This is a genomic window from Pseudoalteromonas distincta, from assembly GCF_005877035.1.
GTDB classification, from domain to species: Bacteria; Pseudomonadota; Gammaproteobacteria; order Enterobacterales; family Alteromonadaceae; genus Pseudoalteromonas; species Pseudoalteromonas distincta.
The window spans coordinates 1437282-1449369 of sequence record NZ_CP040558.1 but is presented as its reverse complement, the minus strand read 5'-3'; the positions used below and the strand labels follow the sequence as shown (position 1 = coordinate 1449369).

The window sequence follows — 12088 nt, the reverse complement described above, 5'->3', positions numbered from 1 at the left end:
AGAATCAACACGCCCTAGATTTTAAAAATAGGTACCATGTAATAAAGGTTCAAATTCAGACGGCCGTTACCTTACTCGCCGTTAATATTATTTTAATGTATAGCTTGGTGTTTAATGACTAAATCAACTTCTACTATGCCGTGTGTATTAATAACTGGCTTTGCTCCTTTTGGTGGCGAAGCTATAAACCCTTCTTGGCAAGCAGTGCAAAAACTTGATGAAACTATCATCATGAAACACAAAATATGCACACTAGAACTTGCCTGTGAATTTAATACGTCTATCAGTCAGCTTATAAACGCCATTGAGTCGCACAATCCGGCGGTTGTTTTATGTATAAGCCAAGCTGGTGGGCGCAGCGAAATATCAATTGAGCGTATTGCAATAAACGTTGACGATGCACGCATTAAAGACAATGCAGGTAAGCAGCCTATCGATACACCAATAGAAAAAAATGGCCCTGATGCCTATTTCACAAACTTACCAATAAAGCGCATGTTACAAGCACTGCACAACAGCAATATACCTGCTGCCATTTCCAATACGGCAGGTACGTATGTATGCAATCACGTTATGTATGGCCTTATGCATTACATAAATGATCACTGCGCTGTAATGAAAGGTGGCTTAGTGCATATTCCTTATTTACCAAGCCAAGCTGTGCACCACAATGGCGCACCTAGCATGTGTGAAGACACTGTTATTAACGCGCTAAAAGTGATGATTGCACAAGCTTTGAACAATAATAACGACGTAAAAATAGCAGCAGGCACCACGCATTGACCACTTTGGTGCGGTTACATATAACTTGGTGCATAAATTATTCTTAATTAATTGTAAAAGCTATGTGACTTGAGTAATTTTTTCTGATAAAACAAGGTTTCGCAGCACAGCAAATTGGCTTTGCTGCACACATAATAGGAATGAGGAGTTACTATGTGTTCAATTTTTGGGGTATTAGATATTAAATCTGATCCCGCTCAATTGCGTACCCAAGCAATTGAAATGTCAAAGCTGCTTAGACACCGTGGCCCAGATTGGTCTGGTGTATATGCATCTGAAAAAGCTATTTTAGTACATGAGCGTTTAGCTATTGTTGGTGTATCAAGCGGTGCACAGCCTTTATACAATCCTGAAAAAACAAATATTTTAGCGGTTAATGGCGAGATTTATAATCATAAAGAACTTGCAGCAGAGCTAGATGTTGATTTTACTTTTCAAACTCAATCAGACTGTGAAGTTATTTTAGCGCTTTATAAACAAAAAGGGCCTGACTTTTTAGATGATCTAAATGGCATTTTTGCATTTTGTTTATACGATGAAGAAAATGACGCTTACTTAATTGGCCGTGACCATATTGGTATTATCCCGCTTTACACTGGTCACGACGAGCACGGTAACTTTTACGTTGCTTCTGAGTTAAAAGCACTTTCTCCAATTTGTAAGCATATTGAAGAATTTCCACCAGGGCATTACCTGTACAGCAAAGATGGCAAAATGACACCTTATTACAAGCGTGATTGGGAAACATTTGATGCAGTTAAAGATAACAGCGCACAAGCACAAGACGTTAAAGATGCATTAGAAGCGGCCGTTAAACGCCAGCTAATGTGTGATGTACCATACGGTGTATTACTTTCTGGTGGTTTAGACTCATCGGTTATCTCTGCTATTACCCAGCGTTTTGCTGCAAAACGTATTGAAGATAACGACGAAAGCGATGCATGGTGGCCTAAGTTGCATTCTTTTTCAGTAGGCCTTGAGGGTTCACCTGATTTAGCCGCTGCCCAAAAAGTAGCTGACATGATTGGTACTATTCACCACCCTATCATTTTTACCATTCAAGAAGGTATTGATGCTCTGCGTGAAGTGATTTACCACATTGAAACGTATGATGTAACAACGATTCGTGCCTCTACACCTATGTACTTAATGGCTCGCCAAATTAAAGCGATGGGCATTAAAATGGTGTTATCTGGCGAAGGTGCTGATGAGCTATTTGGTGGTTACTTATACTTCCATAAAGCCCCTAACGCACAAGAGTTTCATGAAGAGCTAAACCGTAAAGTATCAAAACTGCATATGTTTGACTGTTTACGTGCTAATAAATCAATGGCAGCATGGGGCGTTGAAGCACGTGTACCGTTCCTTGATAAAGAATTTGTTGATGTTGCTATGCGTATCAACCCTGAAGCCAAAATGTGTAAAGATGGCAAAATTGAAAAACACATTTTACGTGAAGGTTTTGATGGCTACTTGCCTGATGAAGTTTTATGGCGCCAAAAAGAGCAATTTTCAGACGGTGTTGGTTACAGCTGGATTGATACGTTAAAAGAGTTTGTAAATGAGCAAGTGAGCGATCAAGAGCTTGCAAATGCTAAATTTAAATACCCTATTAATACGCCAGATTCAAAAGAAGCTTACTACTACCGTACTATTTTTGAATCGCACTTTCCTGGTGATGCATCAGCTAAATGTGTACCGCATGGTAAATCGGTAGCGTGTTCGACTCCTGAAGCACTTGCATGGGACGCATCGTTCCAAAACAATGCAGATCCATCAGGTCGTGCTGCGGGCGTTCATAACGACGCTTATGCAAGCAAAGGATAACACTCTTTGTTTAACGAAGCGTAAGCCCAAATGGCTTACGCTTCGCTTTATAAAACTCACTTCCACCGAATCTGTTTTTTATAGCCCTGCAAATAACTTAAAAGGCTCTAGTGCTTTAATTGTTATTTATAAAATTGGGTTAACATCAAAAACAATGCAATATATTGCATCACAATCAAACCACCCTGCTACCGTATTTTTAAATCAAAATGAGATAACTAAACGCCATTGTAATATTCGCTGGTTTAACCAAACAAGTGAAATTAAACGCTGTGGGCATGGTACTTTAGCGGCCGCTAATTTTTTAATAAAGTATTTTGGTTATTGCCCTGAAGTATTTACAGCAATGAGTCATGAGCGCTTTACTATAAGAGTAAAAAAACAACGCGCCCAGTTGTTACTAAAAAGTATAGAGCCAAAAAAAAGCGAATTAGCTAAAGGTGAGTTAAAAAGTGTGTTTTCAACCGCAATAAAAGCAGCCTACAGTACCGGTGATAAAAACGGTTATACGGTTGTATTATTTAATAAAGAATTTAATGAAGAATTTAATGAAGAATTTAGTAAAGACGTTGAAAAAGACTATTTAAAAAGCTTACATGTTGATTTTAAGGCTTTGAGTAAACTCCACAAAAATGCAGTTATAGCGCTTAGTATAAAAAATAAAGACAAGAAAAATGCCATAGCGCATTTTAGATATTTTGCACCCCAGTTTGGAGTAAATGAGGACAGTGCAACGGGCTCTGCGGTATCTGTTATTGCCCCCCTGCTATTTAGACTACATGGTTTAAATAAAGCTAAGCTTATACAGAAATCAAATAATGGCGCATTGCTAAGCTATGAGCTTAACAATGCTAAAGTTGTCATTTACTAGGGCGTGTTGACCTTTGCGAATTGAAATTTGTTCAATCTAGGGGCGATTAAATCGCGGCGAGAGGTTTGTAACCTAGTGGGCTAAGTAAAAATCGAACAACAAAGAGTTTATCGCCCCTAGGCAGAACCCGAAGGGCAGCACATGTTTGGCATTTATGTTGCGTTATCGCCTATTTATGTGGAATAACCACACTTCATAGGCTCTGCCTTGCCTAAAAACCAAACATATTGCTGCAAATTCAACTATCAAAGATCAACACGCCCTAAACATATTAAGTAAACGTTTATAGCGGTCTTAATAAGCACAATGCAAAATAGTTACTATCGTCTTGCCATGTTTGCTCCAACTTTAAATTAGCTTGCGCTGCAAGCTGCTTAAACGATTCGAGCGTGTACTTGTGAGAGTTTTCTGTATGGATACTTTCGCCTTCAATAAAGTCTATTTGCTGATCATTTATAATCACGCTTTGATTACAGTTACTTACTAAATGCATTTCAATGCGGCTATGTTGCTCGTTAAAGCGTGACTCGTGGCTAAAGTTATCCAAATTAAATGTGCCACTTAGCTCGTTATTAATACGTTGTAGTAAATTTTTATTAAATGCAGCGGTGATTCCCGCTTTATCGTTATATGCATCAAGTAACACTTGGCGCTCTTTTACTAAATCAACCCCAATTAATACATAACCGTTTACACCACATAAGCGATGGAAATTATTCATAATTTCTATGGCTTTAACTGGGGCAAAATTACCAAGAGTAGAGCCCGGAAAGTACACCAAATTAGTTTGACTGTCTAAAGCGGTGTCTTTGGTTAGCTGTTTAACCATTTGGCTATGTGTAAAGTCTCCTAGTAATGGCGAAATTGCCAAATCTGGAAATAATGGCGACAAATGTGCAAGTGAATAACTGAGCATCTCCTCAGAAATTTCAAATGGTACGAAGGTTTTTACGTTTGCCATGTGCGCTAATAAATACGCGACCTTTTTACCAGAACCACACCCAGGCTCAATAATAGAAAGGTTTTCAGGTAGCATTTGAGCAATTGACTGCGAGTATTGCTCTAAAATAGACAACTCCGTACGTGTAACATAATACTCTTGTAAGGATGTTATTTGCTCGAATAATGCAGCACCTTTATCATCGTAAAAATACTTACACGGAAGCGTTTTTTGTTGTTGAGTTAACCCGCTTATCACGTCGTTTAAAAATTCAGTGTCGGTTATGTTACTTTGTTTAATCGCTGTTACTTGGCTCATACTATATCCTTAGCTAGTCTTATCCCGCTGCACATCCACGCTTGATGTGGGTAATAAAAATTTCGGTATGTTTGTCGTAAATGGTTTTGAGGGGTAAACACACACCCGCCCCGTAACACCATTTGGTTATTCATAAATTTACCATTGTATTCCCCTGCTACTCCTTCAATAGGCTTAAAACCGGGGTATGGCAAATATGCACTGTTTGTCCATTGCCAACATGAATCCGTTAACTGGTTTATTTCAGTATCATCTTTTGCTTGTTGTGGTGTTAGGTAGTTATTATTAGTGTCTGTTAAAGGTGTATTTTTAGCTGCATATTCCCACTCGAACTCTGTAGGCAAGCGAGCCTTTACAAAATTAGCGTAGGCGCTGGCCTCAAAATAACTAACATGGCTAATGGGGGCACTTAAATTTAAAGGCTGCAATCCATAGTGTGTAAACTCAAACCATTCGTTATTTATGCAATGCCAATATAATGGATGCGTTAAACGAGTGTTTTGAATATGCGCCCAACCGTCGCTTAACCAATATTGTGGATTGCTATATCCACCGGCATTTATAAAGTCTAAATATTCACCATTAGTGACCAATCTATTAGCAAAACTGAATGGATGAATTAGTACTTGGTGTTTGGGGCACTCATTATCATATGCAAATTCATCGTCGGCATTTGTGCCAATATTAATAATGGCTTGTTCAAAATTGATAAAATTAAGGGGTTTAATATCAGCTGATTTTTTTTGGCTATTTAAAAGCGATGTTTTATATTGAGGAAATATTGGATTTACTGAAAAGTTATATTTGATGTCCATAAGCATTAGTTCTTGATGCTGTTGCTCGTGGTGTAACCCAAGTTCAATAATATCTTTAATGTGCGGGTCAACGTCAGTCTTAAGTAATTCAATCACGCGGCTATCTACATGTTCTCTGTAAGCTAGCACTTCGTCTAAACCTGGCCTAGATAAGCTTCCTCTGTTTGCCCGTTTAAATTGCTCTCCAATCCCATTGTAGTAAGAATTAAAAAGCATTTTATAGTGAGGGTTAAACACTGCGTACTGTTTACAATGAACACTAAGTAAAAACGTTTCAAAAAACCACGTGGTATGCGCTAAATGCCATTTAGTGGGACTGGCATCAGCCATAGCTTGTAATTGGCAATCTTCTACAGTGAGTGGTTCAATAATAGCTAGGCTTTCGTCTCTAACGCTGCAAAAGCGTTTAACAAGTTCGTTTTGATTGGTATCGTTTGTAACGCTTTCACGCATAATAGTATTAATCCTTTGCCTATCTATTTATAAAATATAGCTTAGTGTTGTGTTAAATCATATTCATATTACAACTTGATTAAAGATGCTTATCGGCTTATAAATTTATAATAGCCTTGAAGAGAAATTTGCTCTTTGCTAGCCGGTTTTTGATTATTCTTACGTGCATGCAAGCATGAAAAATAACGCATAAGCTGTTACCGAACCGCTAAGCTATAAATCTAGGAGCGATTAAATCGCGACTAGACTTAACAAATTTCAATCCTAAAAGACTAACAAGCCCTAATATTTAAGCATTAATTAAGCTACTTAAAAATGATCTTTTTTTACTTAACCAAGTAAATTAATACTTTTAATAGCAAACTAAATTTTAACGTTCACTGAATTTTTAAATTTAGGGCTTTTAAATGAAAGAATCATGAATTTGGCCATATAAACAGCGTTTTAAATACAAATTCATTTACATTTAATATTTAACTCATACACTACTAGCTGTATGATCACGCTTCAAATTAGTTAGTCTTCAAATAATTACGGTATTACTTTTTACTTAATATTTAAAGACTAATGTAATTCGATATGACGCCGAATTTATTTTGGCTTGTTAGGACAACTAAAGAGGTATTGCATGAAGGAAAATCATGACAAATATAGTATTGACAACACGGATTACACCGTAGGTCAGGACAACGTACAAAAGTGGGGGTTTGATATTCACAACCCTGTTTTTGGAACTAGTGCGGGCCTGATTGTCATCTTTTTAATCGCCATACTTGTTACCGACCCACAAACTGCAAAAACAGCGCTTGATAGTATCAAGACAGATATTATTAATAATTTTGATGCCCTATTTATGTGGGCTGCTAACTTCTTTGTACTCTTTTGTTTAGCACTTATTGTTTCTCCTTACGGTAATATTCGCCTTGGTGGTGATGACGCTAAACCTTCTCACTCTCGCGTTTCATGGCTTGCTATGTTATTTGCTGCGGGTATGGGTATCGGCCTTATGTTTTGGGGCGTTGCTGAACCAGTTGCTTACTTTACTGGTTGGTACGAAACACCGCTTAATGTAGCCGCTAATACACCAGAAGCTGCAAAATTAGCAATGGGCGCAACTATGTTTCATTGGGGTCTTCACCCTTGGGCTATTTACGCAGTTGTTGGTTTATCTCTTGCATTTTTTACCTATAACAAAGGTTTACCGCTTTCAATTCGTTCTATTTTTTACCCTATATTAGGTGATAGAGCGTGGGGGTGGCCTGGTCATATCATTGATATCTTAGCTGTACTTGCTACGTTATTTGGCCTTGCAACATCTTTAGGTTTAGGTGCGCAGCAAGCTTCTGCAGGTATTAACCATGTATTTGGTACAGAAGGTGGCATTGGCTCTCAAATTTTAGTTATTGCGGGTGTAACACTTTTAGCCATAGTCTCTGTGGTTCGTGGTATTGACGGTGGTGTGAAGCTACTAAGTAATGTAAATATGCTAATTGCGTTTTCATTATTATTGTTTGTATGTTTAGTAGGCTTTGCCGTAGCAATGGGTAATGTACCAACTACCGTGATGGGCTATGTAGAAAATATTATTCCATTGAGTAATCCTCACGGTCGTGAAGACGAAACATGGATGCATGGTTGGACTGTGTTTTACTGGGCTTGGTGGATTTCCTGGTCACCGTTTGTAGGTATGTTTATCGCGCGTGTATCACGTGGTCGTACAATTCGTGAATTCTTAATTGCGGTTTTACTTATCCCTACTCTAGTTACTGTTTTATGGATGTCTATTTACGGCGGTATTGCGATTGATCAAGTAGTTAATGGTGTTGGTGCGTTAGGCACTAATGGTTTAACTGAAGTACCTTTAGCTATGTTCCAAATGCTTGATGAATTACCTCTATCTAATATTTTATCGTTTATTGCAATTTTATTAGTGTTGGTATTTTTCATTACGTCATCTGACTCTGGTTCATTAGTAATTGATTCAATTACAGCTGGCGGTAAAATTGATGCACCGGTACCACAACGTATATTTTGGGCATCGGTTGAGGGCGCAATTGCAGCTGCTTTACTTTGGATTGGTGGCACACAAGCAATTGAAGCACTACAAGCAGGCGCTGTCTCTACAGGGTTGCCATTTACTATTGTATTATTATTTATGTGTTTAAGCTTAGTTTTAGGTTTACGAACTGAGCCTCGCCCAGTTAAATAATATTTCTAGTAAGTAATACTTTTAATTAGTAACGAAAACGCCACAATTTTTGCGGCGTTTTTTTGTTAGGTCATTAAAAGCTAGAGCCACAGCTCTGAGATTGGAGTATCTACACGATAATGATAACTCAGCTGCGCTTGTAAAAGTTCTGCTGTAGCAAGTGCATCCGTTAACGCATTGTGATTTTGATATGCTGGTAGGGAATAACGCGCACGGCAATCTGTTAGCCTAAGAGAACCTAATTTTGTGTTAAACAATCGCCCTAATAAACCCTGCCTTGCTTTTAGTGCTCTTTTTTCTATTTCCATTGTATCAACAAGTGCAAACTCAATACCTTCTTTAAGTCTTAACAATAACGCATTATTTAAAAAGTGACGTTCTATTGCGGCATAATGCACCACGACAACTTTACCACTGAGTGCTTCAAGTAAAGGCTCTATAATTTGATTAAAGTCGGGGGCGTCGTCCACCTCTGAGTGCGTGATTCCATGTATTAAAATAGACTCTTCATGAAGGTTGCGCCTAGGCTGCACAACCCAATGCCGACTGTGCTTACAATAAATGCGCTCTAAATTGAACGGCACTAAACCAACACTCACTATATCGTCGTTTTGGCTATTTAAGCCTGTTGTTTCAAAATCCATTGCTACAAAAGGTACGTCTTTTATTGCAGCTTTGTCTTGATTATAAGCACCCGCATAAAAGTGTTTTAGGAGTTTATTTTTGGTGCTATTGGCAAGCTCGTTATACCTAGCTTGCCAATCAATTGCTTTATGATTACGCGGATTCATAGGCTACTTCACACCAGAGTTTGCTGTGTAGCTAAATTTTAAATAGCTTTGTGCTTTTTCTAAAATGGCGAATGCCTCTTTTAAGTTTCGTTGCTCGAACGGAGAAAGTAAATGTGGATCTAAGTCGTTATCGGGCTCTTCGCCCTTCTCTATTTGCCACGCTTGATGGCGAATTCGCATCATGGCAATATACTCAAGTGCATCACGTAAATCTTGCGCTTTACCCTGTGGTAAAAGTTTCGCTTCAATAATGTCTTCTAGTCGCTCAAACGAATTTTGTTTACGCGAACCAATAGCCAATGCGTGCACGCGAATAACATCAGAAAGAGGTGCAGTCCCTCTTCGCTTTAAGTTCATTGAACGCTTATGTTGGCCATTATGCTCCATAACAAAGCCTTTAAAGAAACCAAGTGGAGGTGTTCTATTTCTAGCATTTGCTGCCATATTAGCTAAAAATACGCGATTTACTTTACTTTGTTTTGCTATAAATATTTTAAGCTCGTCGGCCCACTTGGTTTTACCCCACACACCGTCTAAGTCAAAAAATATAGAACTATTAAGCAGTGCTTGTGGTTTTGGCTGCGCTATCCAATCTGCAAATTGATCGAACCACTGTGAGCGAGTTTTACGCCATTTTTTAAACGACGCCATAATTTCTCCATCACAGTAGGTGTAACCACACTGCGCTAAACCATCACACACAAAATCGGCAATATTTTGAAAATACGCGTTATGTTTTTCGTCGTCGTAACTGTCATCTAAAATAAGCGCGTTGTCTTGATCGGTTACAATTAGTTGCTCGTCTCGAGCCATTGAGCCCAGAGCAATAAAACAGTAAGGCACAGGAGGTGGCCCAAACTTTTCTTCTGCTAATACAAGTAGTCTTTGTTTAAATGTACGCCCTATAACAGCCATGGCTGTACCAACCATGTGTGAGTTTGCATCTTCATTCACCATACGAACAAACACATTGGGCAATTGGCGTGCATAATGCGCCAAATCCTCTATTGTTTGTTGAGCCAGTATGCCACGTACAAGTAATAAGCTACTTTGGGATTCATAACGCAAAATATCAGAGAGGGAGATAACGCCTATTGGGCGTCTTTTTTGTACTACTGGCAAATGATGTAAGTTATCTCTAAGCATGGCCAATACGGCTTCGAAAATATAGTCATTAGCATCTAAAAGCACTAAATTAGTGGACATAATGTCTTTTGCTTGCGTGTTAAAGGCAAGCCCTTTAGCCACTACTTTAGTGCGTAAATCCCTATCGGTTATTATACCAACTACTTGTCCGTCATCTTCTTCTGGGTCATCATTTATGGGTTTATTTACATCGGTTACCAACACTGACGATACCGCCTCTTCGGTCATTAATTTAGCGATATCTTGTATCGTAGAGGTTGCATCTACGGTGACTACATCTCTGTGTATTAATGATTTTACCTTCGCGGTTGTCAGGTCATTGCCATCGGCTTGCTCGACAATAGCTTGATGCAAACGCACGTTACCGTCTGTTTCGAAGTAATCAGCAAACGCATCAAACTCATCACAGTAACGATTAAATAGCTCAACATTTATGCAATAAACTAACGTATCTTCAAGAGCAGTTGCAGGAAAACGCACCTTACGGTTCATCAATAAACCCATTTGACCAAATATACCTGCGGTAGCCAAACGATTGTACAGCTCGCCATTTCGGCGATACATTTCTACAGAACCACTTCTAATTACATACAAATCAGAAATGTCTTGTCCAAAACTCAAGATATCTGTTTTTGCTCTAAAATAAGCCACTTCTACTTGTTGAGCTAGCTCATTAAGCGCTTTTTGAGGTAAGTCATCAAAAGGAGGATGTTGTGCTAAAAATTGTGCGATTTCAACTTGTTCGGCTTGCATAAATCCCTTCCTGTATGCGCATTAAAATGACTAAATCTATTTTGCAGATTAACACTATCATCGGGGTGTGAAAACAATTACTGCACAATTTTGGGCACAAAAAAAGAGCCTAAATAGACTCTTTAAATGTAATACTTATTGTAAAAATTTATTTACCGCGCTGAGCGTCTTTTTGGGCTTTTTTAGCTTCTTTACGTTGTTGTAAAACAGCTTGTGCTTCATTACCAATATGGCCTTCACCACGCGCTTGCGCTAATTCTATTTGCTTTTGGCGCTCTGCAAAACGTGCGCGTTGTTCGTCCGTAACGTCTTCAATACAATGATGACAAGAGACGCCTTCCATGTATTCAGGCTTTAACTTTTCGTCTTCTGTAATTGGCATACGACACGCGTGGCATTGATCATAAGAACCTTTTTGTAAGTCGTGATCAACCGCAACGCGATTATCAAATACAAAACACTCGCCTTCCCACATGGTTTCTTCTTTTGGCACTTCTTCTAGGTATTTTAAAATACCGCCTTCAAGGTGATAAACTTCATCAAAACCTTGCTCTTTCATGTAGGCTGTCGATTTTTCGCAGCGGATACCGCCGGTACAAAACATCGCCACTTTTTTGTGTTTTTCAGGGTCTAAGTTTTCTTTTGCCCACTGTGGAAATTCGCGAAAGGTTTTAGTATTTGGATCGACCGCATTTTGAAATGTACCAATTTCAATTTCGTAATCATTACGTGTATCAATTAAAATTACTTCAGGGTCAGATATAAGTGCGTTCCACTCATTTGGCTTTACATAGCTACCCACAACTTTAAGCGGATCTACGCCTTCAACGCCCATCGTTACAATTTCTTTTTTTAGTTTTACTTTAGTGCGGTAAAACGGACATTCATCGTCGTAAGATTCTTTTGTAACGATGTTTTTTAAATTTGGTTGCTCATCTAGCCATGCTAATAAGTTGTCTATCCCTTCACGTTTTGCAGAAACAGTGCCGTTTATACCTTCGGCAGCGAGCAATAAAGTACCGCGTACTTCATTTGCTTCCATCACTTCTAGTAATGGCTTACGGATAGCTTCAAATTCAGGTAAACCTACAAACTTATACAGCGCACATACTACAAAGTGATCGCCCGTTACATTATCTTTATGAACAACAGTCATTATATTTCCTATTTTGCCTTGTTAGC

The 12088-nt window shown here is 38.6% G+C and carries 10 protein-coding genes; 5 read left to right on the top strand and 5 right to left on the bottom strand.

Going from position 1 to position 12088, the window contains the following annotated elements; all coding sequences use genetic code 11:
* The first annotated feature begins 41 nt into the window (after positions 1-41).
* The 4 genes from FFU37_RS20535 (at position 42) to FFU37_RS06390 (ending at position 3481) form a co-directional block, all read left to right on the top strand.
* Positions 42-122 (top strand): hypothetical protein, encoded by an 81-nt coding sequence (locus FFU37_RS20535; protein WP_138490009.1) that lies wholly within the window; start codon positions 42-44, stop codon positions 120-122.
* Positions 115-783 (top strand): pyroglutamyl-peptidase I, encoded by a 669-nt coding sequence (pcp, locus tag FFU37_RS06400; protein ID WP_138489012.1) that lies wholly within the window; start codon positions 115-117, stop codon positions 781-783. The genes FFU37_RS20535 and pcp overlap by 8 nt, the downstream gene beginning before the upstream one ends.
* A 153-nt stretch (positions 784-936) precedes the next feature.
* Positions 937-2610, top strand: a complete 1674-nt coding sequence (gene asnB / locus FFU37_RS06395; protein ID WP_138489011.1) for an asparagine synthase B — start codon at positions 937-939, stop codon at positions 2608-2610.
* Positions 2594-3481, top strand: coding sequence for a PhzF family phenazine biosynthesis protein (locus FFU37_RS06390; protein WP_138489010.1), 888 nt, complete (start codon positions 2594-2596; stop codon positions 3479-3481). The genes asnB and FFU37_RS06390 overlap by 17 nt, the downstream gene beginning before the upstream one ends.
* Before the next feature lie 283 nt (positions 3482-3764).
* On the opposite strand, the gene egtD is transcribed toward FFU37_RS06390, so the two are convergent.
* Positions 3765-4739, bottom strand: a complete 975-nt coding sequence (egtD, locus tag FFU37_RS06385) for an L-histidine N(alpha)-methyltransferase (RefSeq protein ID WP_033041141.1) — start codon at positions 4737-4739, stop codon at positions 3765-3767.
* Positions 4736-6007: an ergothioneine biosynthesis protein EgtB gene (gene egtB, locus FFU37_RS06380; protein WP_138489009.1), complete on the bottom strand. Its 1272-nt coding sequence runs from the start codon at positions 6005-6007 to the stop codon at positions 4736-4738. Before egtB ends, egtD begins: the two co-directional genes overlap by 4 nt.
* 628 nt (positions 6008-6635) lie before the next feature.
* Between egtB and FFU37_RS06375 the strand changes: the two genes are divergently transcribed.
* Positions 6636-8216, top strand: a complete 1581-nt coding sequence (locus tag FFU37_RS06375; protein ID WP_007376589.1) for a BCCT family transporter — start codon at positions 6636-6638, stop codon at positions 8214-8216.
* Between the two features lie 80 nt (positions 8217-8296).
* On the opposite strand, the gene FFU37_RS06370 is transcribed toward FFU37_RS06375, so the two are convergent.
* The 3 genes from FFU37_RS06370 to trhO all read right to left on the bottom strand — a co-directional run bounded on the left by FFU37_RS06370 (position 8297) and on the right by trhO (position 12062).
* A complete protein-coding gene (locus FFU37_RS06370; RefSeq protein WP_024595068.1) occupies positions 8297-9007 on the bottom strand; it encodes a 3'-5' exonuclease in 711 nt (236 codons plus the stop codon).
* Between the two features lie 3 nt (positions 9008-9010).
* Positions 9011-10906: a DUF294 nucleotidyltransferase-like domain-containing protein gene (locus tag FFU37_RS06365; RefSeq protein ID WP_039489770.1), complete on the bottom strand. Its 1896-nt coding sequence runs from the start codon at positions 10904-10906 to the stop codon at positions 9011-9013.
* A gap of 148 nt (positions 10907-11054) precedes the next feature.
* On the bottom strand, positions 11055-12062 hold the full coding sequence (gene trhO / locus FFU37_RS06360) for an oxygen-dependent tRNA uridine(34) hydroxylase TrhO (protein WP_138489008.1): 1008 nt from the start codon (positions 12060-12062) through the stop codon (positions 11055-11057).
* Positions 12063-12088: the final 26 nt, after the last annotated feature.